At 68.2% G+C, this 15,119-nt stretch carries 15 protein-coding genes; 7 read left to right on the top strand and 8 right to left on the bottom strand.

Going from position 1 to position 15,119, the window contains the following annotated elements; translation table 11 throughout:
- The first annotated feature begins 23 nt into the window (after window positions 1-23).
- The 3 genes from hemA to VER16_RS04035 are packed head-to-tail and all read left to right on the top strand — an operon-like array spanning window position 24 to window position 4,075.
- Window positions 24-1,307, top strand: coding sequence for a glutamyl-tRNA reductase (gene hemA, locus VER16_RS04045; protein WP_324805573.1), 1,284 nt, complete (start codon window positions 24-26; stop codon window positions 1,305-1,307).
- A complete protein-coding gene (gene prfA, locus VER16_RS04040; protein WP_324805572.1) occupies window positions 1,285-2,367 on the top strand; it encodes a peptide chain release factor 1 in 1,083 nt (360 codons plus the stop codon). The genes hemA and prfA overlap by 23 nt, the downstream gene beginning before the upstream one ends.
- A gap of 4 nt (window positions 2,368-2,371) precedes the next feature.
- The gene (locus tag VER16_RS04035; RefSeq protein WP_324805571.1) at window positions 2,372-4,075 is read left to right on the top strand and encodes a tetratricopeptide repeat protein; all 1,704 of its coding nucleotides are present in this window, start codon (window positions 2,372-2,374) and stop codon (window positions 4,073-4,075) included.
- A 31-nt stretch (window positions 4,076-4,106) separates the two neighbouring features.
- On the opposite strand, the gene ppk2 is transcribed toward VER16_RS04035, so the two are convergent.
- From ppk2 to VER16_RS04020, 3 genes are all read right to left on the bottom strand, one after another.
- Window positions 4,107-4,889: a polyphosphate kinase 2 gene (gene ppk2, locus VER16_RS04030; protein WP_200753234.1), complete on the bottom strand. Its 783-nt coding sequence runs from the start codon at window positions 4,887-4,889 to the stop codon at window positions 4,107-4,109.
- A gap of 97 nt (window positions 4,890-4,986) precedes the next feature.
- Window positions 4,987-5,559: a TlpA disulfide reductase family protein gene (locus VER16_RS04025; protein WP_324805570.1), complete on the bottom strand. Its 573-nt coding sequence runs from the start codon at window positions 5,557-5,559 to the stop codon at window positions 4,987-4,989.
- Complete coding sequence (locus VER16_RS04020) at window positions 5,556-6,830, bottom strand: YihY family inner membrane protein (RefSeq protein ID WP_324805569.1); 1,275 nt, start codon at window positions 6,828-6,830, stop codon at window positions 5,556-5,558. Before VER16_RS04020 ends, VER16_RS04025 begins: the two co-directional genes overlap by 4 nt.
- 77 nt (window positions 6,831-6,907) lie before the next feature.
- Between VER16_RS04020 and wrbA the strand changes: the two genes are divergently transcribed.
- The 3 genes from wrbA (at window position 6,908) to VER16_RS04005 (ending at window position 8,398) form a co-directional block, all read left to right on the top strand.
- Window positions 6,908-7,501 carry an NAD(P)H:quinone oxidoreductase gene (gene wrbA / locus VER16_RS04015; protein WP_324805568.1) on the top strand — a complete coding sequence of 198 codons (594 nt, stop codon included), beginning with the start codon at window positions 6,908-6,910 and terminating at the stop codon, window positions 7,499-7,501.
- Window positions 7,498-7,833 (top strand): DUF2069 domain-containing protein, encoded by a 336-nt coding sequence (locus VER16_RS04010; RefSeq protein WP_324805567.1) that lies wholly within the window; start codon window positions 7,498-7,500, stop codon window positions 7,831-7,833. The genes wrbA and VER16_RS04010 overlap by 4 nt, the downstream gene beginning before the upstream one ends.
- Before the next feature lie 79 nt (window positions 7,834-7,912).
- The gene (locus VER16_RS04005; protein ID WP_079220726.1) at window positions 7,913-8,398 is read left to right on the top strand and encodes an asparaginase domain-containing protein; all 486 of its coding nucleotides are present in this window, start codon (window positions 7,913-7,915) and stop codon (window positions 8,396-8,398) included.
- Between the two features lie 119 nt (window positions 8,399-8,517).
- On the opposite strand, the gene VER16_RS04000 is transcribed toward VER16_RS04005, so the two are convergent.
- The 3 genes from VER16_RS04000 to sufT all read right to left on the bottom strand — a co-directional run bounded on the left by VER16_RS04000 (window position 8,518) and on the right by sufT (window position 12,424).
- Window positions 8,518-10,266: a S8 family peptidase gene (locus VER16_RS04000; protein WP_324805566.1), complete on the bottom strand. Its 1,749-nt coding sequence runs from the start codon at window positions 10,264-10,266 to the stop codon at window positions 8,518-8,520.
- Between the two features lie 452 nt (window positions 10,267-10,718).
- Entirely contained in the window at window positions 10,719-11,813 is a 1,095-nt protein-coding gene (locus tag VER16_RS03995) for a branched-chain amino acid aminotransferase (protein WP_313439861.1), read from the bottom strand.
- Between the two features lie 59 nt (window positions 11,814-11,872).
- Window positions 11,873-12,424 carry a putative Fe-S cluster assembly protein SufT gene (gene sufT, locus VER16_RS03990; protein ID WP_108764140.1) on the bottom strand — a complete coding sequence of 184 codons (552 nt, stop codon included), beginning with the start codon at window positions 12,422-12,424 and terminating at the stop codon, window positions 11,873-11,875.
- Between the two features lie 122 nt (window positions 12,425-12,546).
- Between sufT and VER16_RS03985 the strand changes: the two genes are divergently transcribed.
- Complete coding sequence (locus VER16_RS03985) at window positions 12,547-12,966, top strand: hypothetical protein (RefSeq protein WP_324805565.1); 420 nt, start codon at window positions 12,547-12,549, stop codon at window positions 12,964-12,966.
- A 327-nt stretch (window positions 12,967-13,293) separates the two neighbouring features.
- On the opposite strand, the gene VER16_RS03980 is transcribed toward VER16_RS03985, so the two are convergent.
- Window positions 13,294-14,754 (bottom strand): NAD(P)(+) transhydrogenase (Re/Si-specific) subunit beta, encoded by a 1,461-nt coding sequence (locus VER16_RS03980; protein WP_324805564.1) that lies wholly within the window; start codon window positions 14,752-14,754, stop codon window positions 13,294-13,296.
- Window positions 14,751-15,071 carry an NAD(P) transhydrogenase subunit alpha gene (locus VER16_RS03975; RefSeq protein WP_324805563.1) on the bottom strand — a complete coding sequence of 107 codons (321 nt, stop codon included), beginning with the start codon at window positions 15,069-15,071 and terminating at the stop codon, window positions 14,751-14,753. The genes VER16_RS03980 and VER16_RS03975 overlap by 4 nt, the downstream gene beginning before the upstream one ends.
- Window positions 15,072-15,119 lie beyond the last annotated feature (48 nt).

Genomic DNA, 15,119 nt, shown 5'->3' with positions numbered 1-15,119 from the left:
AGCTTATCGCAAGCAACTGAACAATGACCCTGTGGGTGCTCGGACTGAATCACCAGACCGCACCGGTAGAGCTGCGCGAGCGCGCGGCCTTCGCCGGTGACGCGCTGCCGCGCGCGCTCGGTTCGCTGCGCGATACCCCGCAGATCGCCGAGGCGGTCCTGCTGTCCACCTGCAACCGCACTGAACTGTACGCGGTGGCCGACTCGCCGCAGGCGCTTGACCAGTGGCTGCACAGCCAGGCCGGCGATCTGCAGGGTTACCTGTACAAGCACGCTGACGCCGATGCGGTGCGCCACCTGTTCCGGGTCGCCACCGGGCTGGATTCGATGGTGCTGGGCGAGCCGCAGATCCTGGGCCAGGTGAAGGACGCCTGGTCCACCGCGCGCGACCACGGCCTGCTCGGCCAGCGCCTGGACCGGCTGTTCCAGCAGACCTTCTCGGTCGCCAAGCGCGCGCGCACCGACACCCAGGTGGGCGCCAACCCGGTGTCGGTGGCCTCGGCCGCAGTGCGCCTGGCGCAGAACGCGTTCGCCCGCCTGGACGATTCAACCGTGCTGCTGGTCGGCGCGGGCGAGACCATCGAGCTGGCTGCACGGCACCTGAGCGAAGGCAAGGTGCGCCGCCTGCTGATTGCCAACCGCACTCTGGCCCATGCGCAGGAACTGGCCACCCGCCATGGCGGTGTGGCGCTGCCGCTGACCGAACTGGAACGCCACCTGGCCGAGGCCGACGTGGTGTTCTCGGCCACCGCCGCGCGTGAACCGGTCATCCACCGCGAGATGGTGGCCAAGGCCCTGCGCGCGCGCCGGCACAAGCCGATGCTGCTGTTCGATCTGGCCGTGCCGCGTGACATCGAAGCCGAGGTCGGCACGCTCAACGACGCCTTCCTGTACACCGTCGACGATCTTGAACGCGCGGTGGAAGACAACCGCCGCGGTCGCCGCGAGGCGGCCGCCGAAGCCGAGGCGATCATCGACCTGCAGGTGTCGCGCTTTGTCGAAACCCTGCAGGCCAGTGCGCACCAGGCACCGCTGCGGCAGCTGCGTGCCTTCGGCGAGGCCACCCGCGCCGAGCTGCTGGAACGCGCCCGGCAGCAGCTGGCCAATGGCAAGCCAGCCGACGAAGTGCTGGAACTGCTGGCCCACGGCCTGACCAACCGCCTGCTGCACCCGCCCACCGCCGCCCTGCGCGCGGCCGCGCTCACTGGCGATGCCGACCTGACCCGCGCCGCCGAGCGCCTGTTCCCGGCCACGCCGGGCTACCGCCACCCACCCGTGAGACCCGATGACGCCGACCCTGCGCCGTAAGCTGGAAGCGCTGGCCGAGCGCCGCGAAGAACTGGAACGCCTGCTCGCCGAACCCGACGTGGTCGCCGATAACACCCGTTTCCGCGATCTTTCGCGCGAATTCGCCCAACTTGAACCGGTCGCCACCGCCCTGGCCGACGAAGCCCGTGCCAAGGCCGACCTCGCCGCCGCCGAAGGCATGCGCGCCGACCCCGACCTGCGCGAACTGGCGGAGGAGGAAATCGCCGCTGCCCAGGCCCGCCTGCAGGAACTGGAACAGGAACTGGCCCTGCTGCTGGTGCCACGTGACCCGCGCGACGAGGGCAACCTGTTCCTGGAAGTGCGCGCCGGTACCGGCGGCGACGAGGCGGCGATCTTCGCCGGCGACCTGTTCCGCATGTACGCCCGCTATGCCGAGCGCCAGGGCTGGAAGGTCGAGATCGAATCGGACAACCCCGGCGAACATGGCGGCTACAAGGAAGTGGTGGCGCGCGTGGTTGGTCGCGGTGCGTTCTCGCGCCTGAAGTTCGAATCGGGCACGCACCGCGTGCAGCGCGTGCCGGCCACCGAATCGCAGGGCCGCATCCATACCTCGGCGGCGACCGTGGCGATCATTCCCGAAGCTGACGAAGTCGAAGAGATCGTCATCAGTCCGGCCGACCTGAAGGTCGATACCTTCCGTTCGTCCGGCGCTGGCGGCCAGCACGTCAACAAGACCGAATCGGCCATCCGCATCACCCACGTGCCCACGGGCGTGGTGGTGGAATGCCAGACCGAGCGCAGCCAGCACGCCAACCGGGACAAGGCCATGAAGCGCCTGAAGGCGCAGCTGCTGGATGCCGAGCGCCAGCGCCAGGACGCGGCACAGGCTGAATCGCGGCGCCTGCAGGTGGGCAGCGGCGACCGCAGCCAGCGCATCCGCACCTACAACTTCCCGCAGGGCCGGATCACCGACCACCGCGTGGAAGGGCTGACCCTGTACGACCTGCCCAACATCCTGGCTGGCGACCTCGACGCGCTGCTGCAGCGCCTGAGCCACGAGCACCAGGTGGACGCGCTGGCCCAGCTGGCGGCGGGCTGAGCCGGTGTCGGCCTGGCAGCAGCGGCAGCAACTGCAGCAGGCGCTGGCACGCCAGCCGGGTGATTTCATCGCCTGGGTGATGCTGGCTGACCTGGAGCTGGAAGCGGGCGACATCGGTGCTGGCGAGCGTGCCGCGCGCCGCGCCCTGCAACTGCGGCCCAACCACCCCGAAGCACTGGCCCGGCTGGGCCGTGTAGCGTGGATGGCGGGCGCCCATGCCGATGCGGCCACCCTGCTCGGCCAGGCCGCCTCGCTGGCACCGGAACACCCTGGCATCGCCCTGTGGCTGGGGCACGCGCTGGAAGATGCCGACGATGCCGAAGGTGCGGCCGCCGCCTACCGCCGCGCGCACACGCTGCTGCCCGGCGAGCCGTACATCGCCGCACAGCGCCTGGCATGGCAGCGCCGCCTGTGCGACTGGCAGGACCTGGATGCGCTGGCCGCGCAGGTGCGCGCCGCCGTTGCCAGCGGCCAGGGAGTGGTCGAACCCTTCGCCTTCCTCAGCGAGGACGCCAGCGCCGCCGAACAGCTGGCCTGCGCCCGCGTGCGTGCGGCTGCCGTAGCCGCAGCCGTGCGCCCGCTGCCGGCGGTAACGGTGCGTGCCCGTGGCCCACTGCGGATCGGCTTCCTCTCCAACGGTTTCGGCGCCCATCCCACTGGCCTGCTGACCGTCGCCCTGCTGGAACAGCTGCAGGCCGACCCGGCACTGCAGCTGCATCTGTTCGCGCTCAACCGCAGCGACGGCAGCCGCATCCGCCAGCGCCTGCAGGCGGCCACCCGGCTGCATGAAGTGGCCGGACTACGCCATGCCGATACGGCCGCGCAGATCCGCGCGCAGGGGATCGACATGCTGTTCGACCTGCGCGGCTGGGGCGGCGGCGGTACGCCGGAGGTGCTGGCCCTGCGCCCCTCGCCGCTGCAGCTGAACTGGCTGGCTTACCCCGGCACGTCCGGTGCGCCATGGATGGATGCGGTGGTTGGCGATGCCTTTGCCCTGCCGCCGGCACTGGAGCCGCATTACAGCGAACGCGTACTGCGCCTGCCGCGTGCCTTCCAGCCCTCGGACAATACCCGCGTGCTGGAGCCGGCACCGACGCGTGCCGAGTGTGGTCTACCCGAACGCGGCGTGGTGTTCTGCTGTTTCAACAACAGCTACAAGCTCAACCCGCGCAGCATGCACCGCGCCTTTGCGGTACTGCAGGCGGTGCCGGGCAGCGTGCTGTGGCTGCTGTCCGGCCCCGGCCAGGCCGATGCGCGCCTGCGCGCGGCCGTGCAGGCGGCCGGCGTGGATCCGGCACGACTGGTGTTCATGGCCAAGCTGCCACACCCGCAATACCTCGCCCGTTATGCGCTGGCCGACCTGTTCCTGGACACGCACCCGTACAACGCGCACACCACAGCCTCCGATGCGCTGTGGGCCGGCTGCCCGGTGCTGACCTGCCCTGGCGACACCTTCGCTGCGCGTGTGGCCGGCAGCCTCAACCATCACCTCGGCATGGCGCGCATGAATGTGGCCGATGATGCTGCCTTCATCGCTGCTGCCAGCGCACTGGGCAACGACCCTGCAGCGCTGGCCGCGCTGCGCGCTGAGCTGGCGCAGGCACGCGGGGGCAGCGGCGTGTTCGACATGGCCGGGTTTGCGATGGATCTGTCGGCGCTGCTGCAGGCATTGGCGCGCGAGCACGGCTGGATTGGCCTGGCGGGGTAGAGTCGACCAACGGTCGACTCTACCGGTCCGCTCAATCCTTCACGGGAAAGTCCTCGATCGGCCGCAGCACGTCGTAATGCTCCACATGCAGTTTGCCCTTCAGCTTCGGCAGGTCCAGCACCGGCTCATCCACCCGCGTATCCGGCAGACGATCCAGCAGGTTGCGTACCAGCGACAGCCGCCCCAGGCGCTGGTCGTTGAAATCCACCAGCGTCCACGGCGCCGCATCGCGATGGGTGGCGCGCAGCATCGCTTCGCGGGCTTCGGTATAGGCGCTGTACTTGCTGCGCGATTTCAGATCCACCGGTGACAGCTTCCAGCCCTTCAACGGATCGCTGTGGCGCTCCTCGAAGCGCTTTTCCTGCTGTGCCTGGTCCACGCACAGCCAGTACTTGAACAACAGGATGCCATCGTCCACCAACAGCTGTTCGAACACCGGAGCCTGGTGCAGGAACTGTTGATACTCGGCCTCGCTGCAATAGCCCATCACCCGTTCCACACCGGCGCGGTTGTACCAGCTGCGGTCCATCAGCACGATCTCGCCTGCCGCCGGCAGGTGGCTGGCGTAGCGCTGGAAGTACCACTGGGTGGATTCACGGTCGGTCGGCTTCGGCAGCGCCACCACCCGGCACTGGCGCGGGTTGAGGTGCTGGCTGATGGCCTGGATCGCGCCGCCCTTGCCGGCCGTGTCACGGCCTTCGAACAGCACCAGCAGGCGCTGGCCGCTGTGCTGCACCCAGCGCGCCATTGCGGTCAGTTCCAGCTGCAGCGGCTGCAGCAGTTCGTCGTATTCCTTGCGCTTGAGCTTGCCCATCGTTGCACCACGCTGGAAAGATGCCCGAGCGTAGCGCAGTGGTTGCCGAGGCGGTGTTGACGCCGGGTAGAGCGGAACGGTCGACCAACGGTCGACTCTACCGGGCAGCCGCGATCTGCTGTTCGATGTCAGCTGCAGTGACCGGCCCCAGGAATGTGTGCGCGACCTTGCCCTTCGGATCGATCAGGTGGGTCAGCGGCAGGCCGCGTGGGATCGCGAAATCGGCCGGCGGGTCGAACGGATCCACCACCACGATCGGATAGGTCACCGGGTGCTTGGCCAGGAACGCCTGCATCTCCGGCGTCTCGATGTCCTCGTAGGCCAGGCCCACCACTTCGATGTTGCTGCGCATGGCGTGCAGCGCTGAAAGCTCCGGCATCTCCTTGCGGCACGGCGCACACCAGGTCGCCCAGAAGTTCACCACCACCCACTTGCCACGGTGCGCGGCCAGGTCGTACTCGCTGCCGTCGATGGCCTTCATCTTCAGGGTCGGGAACTCGGCCGTGGTGCGCTCGGCCGGATTCTCGTCCGCAGCCGCCGGGGCCACCGGCGCCGGTGCCTGGGCAGGCGGTGCGCTGCTGGCCGGGGCCGGCTCCTGCGCAGGCTTGCAGGCAGCCAGGGCCAGCAGCAGGGCGAGCGGCAGGGCCTTCAACAGGGGCGAGCGGATCATGGTTTTTCTCCGGAATCAGGATAGATGTCGCTGACGCGGCGCTTGAGGCGCTCACGCAGCGGCAGGCGAAGTTCGTCCAGGGCGGCCAGCGCGGCCTGGCCCAGGCTGTCATCGCGGTACGGCAGATGCTGCTCGGACACCGGGATGCGCAACTGCGTGCATTCGTACAGATCGGCCAGGCTGACCTGGTCCAGATCGCGTGCCAGCAGCCATTCGCCGCGCTCGTCGCGGCGCAGCAGGCCGATGTCCTGCAGGTTGCAGGCCAGGTCCTGCAGCAGCGAATCGGTCAGCATCGGCTCCAGCCGCAGGATCTCATCGTCGGCCAGGCCACGGCCCTTGCCGCGCGCGTAGTGGAAGCGCCCGAGCAGGCGCAGCAGGCCGTAGAACTCGAAGCCCTGCGGCAGGCGCAGTTCCACCGGCTGGTAGCGGAAGGCGGCCATCGACGAAGCCAGCGAAGCGCCCAGCAGTACGGCCACCCAGCACAGGTAGATCCACAGCAGCAGGATCGGCACGAAGGCGACCGTGCCATAGAGCTTCTGGTAGGACTGGAAGCTGCCCAGGTAGGCCCCGATGCCCCACTTGATCAGCTCCAGCAGCACTGCGGCCAGCACCGCGCCGGGAATCGCATGCCGCCACTTCACCGTGTGGTGCGGTACCACGCGGAACATCAGCATGATGCAGACGAACTCGATCAGCACCGGCGCCAGCCGCAGCGACAGGTCCGCCAGCCAGCGCCCTTCCTGGGTGCCGAACAGCGGCATCGCGAACACCCGCGCCGACACCGCCAGCGAAGCGGCCGCGAGCATCGCGCCCAGGGTCAGCACGGTCCAGTAGACCAGGAAGCGGGTCAGCTTGGGCCGCGTGCTGCCCACCCGCCAGATCTGGTTGAAGGTTTCCTCGACGCTGTTGAGGGTGATCAGCAGCGAGACGACCAGGGCAATGAAGCCGGCGGCGGTGAGCTGGCCGGCACTGGCCGAGAACTGCCGCAGGTAGCCTTCGGCCGCGCGCGCGGCGCTGGGCACGAAGTTGGAGAACACGTAGTCGCTGAGCTGGTCGCTCCAGCGGTCGAACACCGGGAACGCCGACAGCACCCCGAACACCACGATCGCCAGCGGCACCAGCGCGAAGACGGTGGTGTAGGCCAGCGCCGCCGCTGCCTGGAACAGGCGGTCGTCGAGGAAGCGGCGCCAGAGAAAGCGACCGAAGCTGGCGGCCCGTGCGCGGTCCCGCGCGCGCTCCATCCACAGGTTGAGCGTATCCAGAGGTTCCATCGGGGCAAGGGTACCCGATGCGCAATCGATGCAGGATAGCCATACTGGCATCCACACGATGAGGAGACCTGGGCGCGATGGGCGAGATTCTGGTGCTGTACTACAGCCGGGGCGGTTCGGTGGCACGGCTGGCGCGCCAGATCGCGCGGGGCATCGGCGAGGTGCCGGGCATGACCGCGCGCCTGCGCACGGTGCCGCCCGTGGCCGCGGTGACCCAGACCGCGCAGCCGCCGGTACCCGATGACGGCGCGCCCTACGTGAGCGTACAGGACCTGGCCGACTGCCAGGGCGTGCTGCTGGGCAGCCCTACCCGCTTCGGCAACATGGCCGCCCCGGTCAAGCATTTCCTTGATGGGCTGGGCGCCGAATGGGTCAATGGCACCCTTGCCGGCAAGCCGGCCGGCGTATTCACCTCCACCGCTTCGATGCATGGCGGACAGGAGTCGACCCTGCTGTCGATGCAGGTGCCGCTGCTGCACCACGGCTGCCTGATCGTCGGCATCCCCTTCACCGAGCCGGCGTTGAGCCACACCACCAGCGGCGGCACCCCCTATGGCGCCAGCCACGTGGCCGGCGCCGCCGACGACCCGCAGCCGACCGACGACGAGGCCATGCTGGCCCGCGCACTGGGCCGCCGGGTGGCCGACATCGCCCAGCGGCTGGCCCGATGAACACCGCGCCGCGCACGGCCCTGCTGCTGGCCCTGTTGGGCCTGGCAGCGCTGTACGTCGGCTGGTTCATCAATGACAAGCACTGGCTGGCCACCCAGCTGGTGTTCACCGCACCGCCACTGGCGCTGGCCATTGCCCTGCAGCTGGGCTGGCGCAAGGCCGGGTTCTGGGCCTCGGTGCTGGCCCTGGGCTGGTTCAGTCATGGCGTGATGAGCGCCTGGAGCCACCCGGAGACCCGCTGGCTGGCGCTGATCGAGATCGCCCTGGCCCTGTTGGTGATCTTCGCCGCCAGCCTGCCGGGGCTGCGCGCCCGCTTCAGCAAGCGACGCTGACGCTGCGGCCGCCGGGCCTTATCATCTGTGTTCCCGGCCCCGCGCCGCTGTACCTGTCCTGGTTTCGCGCATGCACATGATGGAAGAGCTCCTGGTCGTCACCACCGGTGGCACGATCGACAAGATCTACTTCGACGACAAGTCGGACTACCAGATCGGTGACCCGCAGATCGGCATGATCCTGCGGGAGCTTGGGGTGACCTTCCGCTTCAATGTGATTCCGATCCTGCGCAAGGATTCGCTGCACATCAACGACGACGACCGCGAGCTGATCCGCGCGACCATCGCTGCGCAGGCGACCCGCCATGTGCTGGTGACCCATGGCACCGATTCGATGGTGCAGACCGGCCAGGTGCTGGCGACGATTCCGGACAAGACCATCGTGATGACCGGCGCGCTGAGCCCGGCACGCTTCCGTGGTTCGGATGCGGAGTTCAACATCGGCTGCGCGATCGGTGCAGTGCAGTCGCTGCCGACCGGCGTGTACATCGCGATGAACGGCCGCATCTTCGACCCGCAGCATGTGCGCAAGAACGTGGCGGCCAACCGCTTCGAGTCGGTCTGACGAAGTTGTAGTGCCGAGCCCATGCTCGGCAGACTTCTGACAGCCGAGCGTGGGCTCGGCTCTACAGAAAAAAACGCCCCGGCCGAGGCCGGGGCGTGCCCTTGGAGAGGGACTTGGGCTCAGTACTGGGCGTTGAGGGTCACGCCCGAGAAGGTGCTGTAGGCCTTCACCCGGACATGCCAGGTGCCAGCCGCAGGGCTGTTGATGGTGCAGGTTTCGTTGTTGCCGCTCAGGTACGGGCGGCAGGTGTAGGTGGTGTCGGTGGGGGCGCTGCCCTGGCGGACATACAGGTCGGCATCACCGCTGCCGCCGCTGATTGCCACGCGCAGCTGCGAACGACCGGCCGGCACTTCCACCGTGTAGCTGAGCGAGGCGCCGCTGGCAGCGCCCAGGCCGGTCACCGGCACGTTGTTCTGCAGCACGGTGCCACCCGGGTTCGGGTTGCCGCCGCCGGTGCCGTTCTTGGCGGCGGTAACCGCGGCATTGGCATCGACGATGCCCGCGCCGCAGCCACCCGAGCAGGCGCCCGGCAGTGCACGTGCCGTGCTCTTGAGGATGCTTTCCACCTGTGCCGGGCTCAGCGGCGAGGGCGCCACCGACTGCATCAGCGCCACCACACCGGCCACGTGCGGGGCCGCCATCGAGGTACCGTTGTAGGAGGCATAGGTCGCGCTGGCCGGAACCGTAGTGCCGGTGTTGAGCGTGGAGAGGATGCTCTGGCCCGGGGCCGACACATCGATGCCGGTACCGTAGTTGGAGAAGCTGGCCTTGGCGCCGGCCGAGGTGGTCGCCGCAACGGCGACGACATTGGCGCAGTTGGCCGGGACCGAGGTGGAAACGTTGGCCGACTCGTTGCCGGCGGCGACCACTACGGTGGTACCGCGACCGACGGCGCCGTTGATGGCGTTCTGGTAGGTGGTCGAACAGGTACCGCTGCCGCCCAGCGACATGTTGATGACTTCCGCCGGGTTGGCATTGGCCGGCACGCCGCTGACCGTGCCACCGGAGGCCCAGGTGATGGCGTCGACGATGTCCGAGGTGTAGCCGCCGCACTTGCCGAGCACGCGAACCGGCACGACCTTGGCGTTGTAGGCGGTACCGGCCACGCCGGTGCTGTTGTTGGTCACCGCGGCGATGGTGCCGGCCACGTGGGTGCCGTGCCAGCTGGAGTTGGAGGCCGGGTAGCCAGCGCCGCATTCGTTGGCGGCGTACCAGTCACCTTCGTCGTTGGGGTTGTTGTCGCGGCCACCACCATCGCGCGCCATCGAGGCATCGCTGATGAAGTCATAGCCGGGCAGGATGTTGGCGTTCAGATCCGGGTGGCTGGTGATGCCGGTATCGATGACCGCCACGACCACACCGGTACCGGTGGACTGGTCCCACGCCGGGCGCACGTTGATCGACGCGTTGGAGGTGCCGAAGCCCCACTGTTCGCTCAGGCGCGGATCATTGGGCACCAGGTTGGCGCGCATGATCTGGTCGACTTCCACGTACTCGACGTTCGGGTCGGCAGCGAGCTTGCGCATCAGCAGCTCGGATTCGGCCTGGTCCAGTGCGCGGTCGGAACGGACCACGCTCGGGCCGGTCGCCAGGCGACGGACCTGCTGCAGGCCCAGGGCGCGGCCCTGGGTGCTGGAGAGGCCGGCAGCGGCGGTCTTCAGCGAGGAGGCCAGCACGGTGGTGTTGGCCACGGCCTGGCTGCCATCCTTGTACTTGACGATGAACTGCTGGTGCAGCGGCGCGGACTTCAACCCGCTGAGCTGGACATCGCCAGCGAAGGCCGGGGCGGCCAGCAGCAGGGAGGTGACGACGGATGCACTGAGAACCACCCACGACCTGCGCAGACGCAGTTGCGAAACCTGGGACATCGGAATTTCCCTTTCTAGTGGTGTGAATGCCGGAATCGGCAGAAGCACCGGCCCGAGCGCGCGGTGGAGGTGTGCACGCATGGCTCGAGGTCCGGTCAGTCAGCGGATTCCCCTGCGATCCGCCGTACTGTTGACGCTAATGGCCCGAAACGGACTCCACAAGATTTTCAGCGTCTTTTCAGCTACATGAAATGTCCGTTCTGAGACGTGATGAGTGCAGGGTTTGTGAAGATGAAGACAAATTCACGAGACCTGCACAGACATGAACGGGACTTTTACTGTCCCGGCTTGTCTTTGCCGACATCGGCAGCCACCGTGTCGGGAACCGACGCGGCAGGACCAGGCCCGGGCCCGGCGGCAGGCCGCCATAACGCAGAAAGCCCGTCGCGGGGACGGGCTTTCCGGGGTACGGCAGTCGAGCATGGCTCGACTCTACGGTGCAGTGCGGGCGATCAGCCCAGCTTGACCAGCCAGTTGTGGCGGTCCGGCAGGCGGCCGTACTGGATGTCGGTCAGTTCCTTGCGCAGCGACATGGTCACTTCGCCGGCCGGGGCATTGATGTCGCCCACCGAGAAGCCTTCGCCCTTGAGCTGGCCGATCGGGGTGACCACCGCAGCGGTGCCGCAGGCGAACACTTCGGCGATGTCACCGGAGGCCACGCCGTTCTTCCACTCGTCGATGGTGACCTTGCGCTCTTCGACCTTCATGCCGCGGTCGCGGGCCAGCTGCAGGATGCTTTCGCGGGTGATGCCTTCCAGGATGCTGCCGGACAGTTCCGGGGTAACCAGGGTGCCATCCTTGTAGACCAGGAAGACGTTCATGCCACCCAGTTCTTCCAGGTACTTGCCCTCGACCGGGTCCAGGAACAGCACCTGCGAGCAGCCCTGTGCCTGCGCCTTCTGCTGCGGCAGCAGCGAGGCGGCGTAGTTGCCACCGCACTTGGCCGCGCCGGTGCCGCCCTTGGCTGCACGCGCGTATTCGGTGGACAGCCAGATCGACACCGGGGCCACACCCTTGGCGAAGTACGGGCCAGCCGGGCTGGCGATGACGTAGTAGCCGGCCTTGTGCGCGCCGCGCACGCCGAGGAAGGCTTCGTCGCCGATCATGAACGGACGGAAGTACAGGCTGGACTCATCGGCCGACGGCACCCAGGCGCTGTCCAGCGCGATCAGCTGCTTCAGCGATTCGACGAAGATCTCCACCGGCAGTTCCGGCAGCGCCAGGCGCTGCGCCGAACGCTGCAGGCGGCGGCCGTTGGCGTCGGGGCGGAAGGTCCAGATCGAGCCGTCGGCATGACGGTAGGCCTTGATGCCTTCGAAGATTTCCTGGCCGTAATGCAGCACGGCTGCGGCCGGGTCCAGCTGCAGCGGGCCGTAGGCACGCACGTTGGCGTTGTGCCAGCCGGCATCCTTGTCCCAGCGCACTTCCACCATGTGATCGGTGAAGTGCAGGCCGAAGCCGGGCTTCTCCAGGATCTGGGCGCGCTCTTCAGCGCTGCGCGGGTGGTCCGAACGGGTGACGGCGAAGCTGGGAATGGACTGGGACACCGGAGGATTCCTGTTCTGGTTGCGGGTAGTGCCGGGCCCGCCGTGCAGCGGGCCGTGGGTCAAAGCATGCCGGTTTCGAGCCGGGCGGCCTCGGACATCATGTGCTGGTTCCACGGCGGGTCGAACACCAGTTCGACATCGGCCTGGGCCACGGTCGGGACCATCTCGAGCTTGCTGCGCACGTCGTCGACCAGGATGTCACCCATGCCGCAGCCGGGCGCGGTCAGGGTCATCTTCACGTCGATCTCGCGCTGGCCGTCGTCCAGGTGCTTGATCTGCACTTCGTAGACCAGGCCCAGTTCGACGATGTTGACCGGAATTTCCGGGTCGAAGCAGGTGCGCAGCTGCTGCCAGACCAGCTGTTCCACCTGTTCATCGGTGGCATCGGCGGGCAGTTCCAGCGGTGCCGGCGCCTCTTTGCCGATGGCGTCGCCGTCCTTGCCGGCGATGCGGAACAGATTGCCTTCGACGAACACCGAATAGCTGCCGCCCAGCGCCTGGGTGATGTAGCCATAGCTGCCGGCAGGCAGGGTGACGGTGTCGCCCTGCGGGACCATCACGGCCTCGCAGTCGCGTTCGAAGTGGACAGGTTCGCTGCTACGGGAATACATGGGGACCGATATGGGGCCGCGGCTGGAGCCACGCAAGACGGCATTCTAGCCCAGCCGCCCTGCCCCCGCCGGTGCACCGCGGCAAACCACAGTATCCTGTGGGTGTCCTTCAGGAAGCTTCGATGTCCTCCAATGCCGCGCGTGCCAGGACCGTCACCTGGCTTTGGCCCTTCATGTTGCTGCTGGGCCTGGTTGTCGCTCCGATGCTCTGGGTGCTGCTGGCCCTGATGACCGGCCGTCAGGTCGGCTGGATGGCGGTGCTGACCGCCCTGGAACTGACCTTCATGCTGCGGCTGGGCACGCTGGGCCCGGGCCGCCTGCGCGTGGTGCTGGTGGTACTGGGCACCCTGCTGGTCTCGCTGACCGCCTACTGGTGCATCGCCAGCGCCTGGATGGGCGGCTCGATCGGCCTGAGCCCGGTGGACGCCGCCCTGCGGATGGGCCCGCACCTGGCCTGGACCCTCACCAGCCTGGCCAACAGCGCGATGGAGTGGGTCTGGCTGGCGGTGGCTGTGGTTGTGGGCGCCTGGCTGGCGCGCTGAGCACGCCTATTGCTGCGCCCGCCGGGCATGGCCCGGCGCTACCGGGGATGCCCGGGTAGATCCAGGCCATGCGTGGATGCGGTGGTGCCGGCTGCTGGCTGGCAGGAGCGTGCGGACCAAGGTCCGCACCTGCCGTGGATGCGCGGGAAGGTCCGCACCTGCCGGGGATGCCCGGGTAGATCCACGCCATGCGTGGATGCGGTGGTGCCGGTTGCTGACCGGCAGGAGCGTGCGGACCAAGGTCCGCACCTACCGGGGATGCGCGGGTAGGTCCGCACCTACCGTGGATGCGCGGGTAGGTCCGCACCTGCCGGGTGCAACCGCCCCTCAATGGCCGCCGTCGAGCGCCTTCAGTTCGCTCACCAGCGAGGCCGCGGCCTCGGCGCCATCGCCGTACAGCATGCGGGTGTTGTCGGCGTAGAACAGCGCATTCTCGATGCCGGCAAAGCCGGTGCCCTTGCCGCGCTTGATCACCACCACGTTGCGGGCATTGACCACATCCAGCACCGGCATGCCGTAGATCGGGCTGGCCGGGTCGGTGCGCGCCACCGGGTTGACCACGTCGTTGGCACCGATCACCAGCACCACGTCGGTGTTGGCGAACTCGGGGTTGATGTCGTCCATGTCGGCGATCAGGTCGTAGGGCACGCCGGCTTCGGCCAGCAGCACGTTCATGTGCCCGGGCATGCGCCCGGCCACCGGGTGGATGGCGAACTTCACCTTCACCCCGCGCTGGCCCAGACGCTGCGCCAGCTCCCAGATCTTGTGCTGGGCCTGGGCCACGGCCATGCCGTAGCCGGGCACGATCACCACGCGCTCGGCGAACGCCATCATCGCTGCCACGTCGGCCGCTTCGATGGGCTTCTGCGAGCCGGTGATGGCCTGCGCCTCGCCGCCTGCACCGCCGCCGAAGTTGGAGAACAGCACGTTGCTGATCGGCCGGTTCATCGCCTTGGCCATCAGCCGGGTCAGCAGGATGCCGGCCGCGCCGACCATCATGCCGGCGATGATCAGCGCCTCGTTGCCCAGCACGTAGCCTTCGAAGGACACCGCCAGGCCGGTGAACGCGTTGTACAGCGAGATCACCACCGGCATGTCGGCGCCGCCGATGGGCAGGGTCATCAGCACGCCCAGGGCCAGCGCCAGCACGAAGAAGGCGACGATGGACCAGGTGCTGAGGGTGCTGGCGGCGATGATCGCCAGCACCACCACGGCCAGCGCCACCAGCAGGTTCAGCGCCTGCTGGCCGGGCCAGGTGACGCGCTTGTCCAGGCGACCGTCGAGCTTGGCCCAGGCGATGACCGAACCAGACAGCGACACCGCGCCGATGGCCGCGCCGACCACCGCCAGCAGCAGCATGGTGGCCGAGGGCTGGCGCGCGGCCAGGTCGGCCAGCGCCTGCGCGCTCCAGTGGCTGGTATCGCGGTTGGCCAGGAAGGCATAGCGCAGCAGTTCGACCGCGCCGATGGCCGCGGCCGAGCCACCGCCCATGCCGTTGTAGAGCGCCACCATCTGCGGCATGTCGGTGATGGCGACCTTGCCGGCCGACCACCAGGCCAGGCCGGCGCCCAGCAGCAGGGCCACCAGGATGAGCGGTACGTTGTGCAGCTCGGGCAGGAAGAAGGTGGCCACGGTGGCCAGCAGCATGCCCAGCCCGGCCCAGCGGATGCCGCTGCGCGCGGTGAGTGGTGAGGCCATGCGCTGCAGGCCCAGCAGGAAAAGCGTGGCGGCCACCAGGTAGCTGGCCTTGACCAGCCAATCGAGCAGTTCGACGGTGCTGATGTTCAAGCCTGCGGCTCCTTCGGTTCGTCCTTGCCAGCCCTGGGTGCGCTCGGCTTGAACATTTCCAGCATGCGCGCGGTGACCACGTAGCCACCGGCAGCGTTGCCGGCCCCCAGCACCACGGCGAGGAAGCCCAGGGCCTTCTCCAGCGGTGTCTGCGCGTGGCCCAGCACCACCATCGCGCCGATCAGCACGATGCCGTGGATGAAGTTGGAACCCGACATCAGCGGGGTATGCAGGATGACCGGCACCCGCGAAATGATCACGTGGCCCGCGATTGCGGCCAGCATGAAGATGTACAGCGCCACGAACCCGTCACTCATCGGCAACGCCTCCCGCTCTGTCTTCGTCGCCCCATCATAACCACGGGC

The sequence above is a fragment of the Stenotrophomonas sp. genome (genome assembly GCF_035634915.1).
In the GTDB taxonomy this organism is placed as follows: domain Bacteria; phylum Pseudomonadota; class Gammaproteobacteria; order Xanthomonadales; family Xanthomonadaceae; genus Stenotrophomonas.
This window is presented reverse-complemented; position numbering and strand designations above follow the sequence as displayed.

Excerpts from the sequence above, each read along its gene's own strand:
- wrbA (WP_324805568.1), top strand. The coding sequence starts at position 6,908 with ATGGGCGAGATTCTGGTGCTGTACTACAGCCGGGGCGGTTCGGTGGCA.
- VER16_RS03975 (WP_324805563.1), bottom strand. The coding sequence starts at position 15,071 with ATGAGTGACGGGTTCGTGGCGCTGTACATCTTCATGCTGGCCGCAATC.
- VER16_RS03985 (WP_324805565.1), top strand. The coding sequence starts at position 12,547 with ATGTCCTCCAATGCCGCGCGTGCCAGGACCGTCACCTGGCTTTGGCCC.
- VER16_RS04005 (WP_079220726.1), top strand. The coding sequence starts at position 7,913 with ATGGAAGAGCTCCTGGTCGTCACCACCGGTGGCACGATCGACAAGATC.
- sufT (WP_108764140.1), bottom strand. The coding sequence starts at position 12,424 with ATGTATTCCCGTAGCAGCGAACCTGTCCACTTCGAACGCGACTGCGAG.
- VER16_RS04010 (WP_324805567.1), top strand. The coding sequence starts at position 7,498 with ATGAACACCGCGCCGCGCACGGCCCTGCTGCTGGCCCTGTTGGGCCTG.
- ppk2 (WP_200753234.1), bottom strand. The coding sequence starts at position 4,889 with ATGGGCAAGCTCAAGCGCAAGGAATACGACGAACTGCTGCAGCCGCTG.
- prfA (WP_324805572.1), top strand. The coding sequence starts at position 1,285 with ATGACGCCGACCCTGCGCCGTAAGCTGGAAGCGCTGGCCGAGCGCCGC.
- VER16_RS04020 (WP_324805569.1), bottom strand. The coding sequence starts at position 6,830 with ATGGAACCTCTGGATACGCTCAACCTGTGGATGGAGCGCGCGCGGGAC.
- VER16_RS04000 (WP_324805566.1), bottom strand. The coding sequence starts at position 10,266 with ATGTCCCAGGTTTCGCAACTGCGTCTGCGCAGGTCGTGGGTGGTTCTC.
- VER16_RS04025 (WP_324805570.1), bottom strand. The coding sequence starts at position 5,559 with ATGATCCGCTCGCCCCTGTTGAAGGCCCTGCCGCTCGCCCTGCTGCTG.
- hemA (WP_324805573.1), top strand. The coding sequence starts at position 24 with ATGACCCTGTGGGTGCTCGGACTGAATCACCAGACCGCACCGGTAGAG.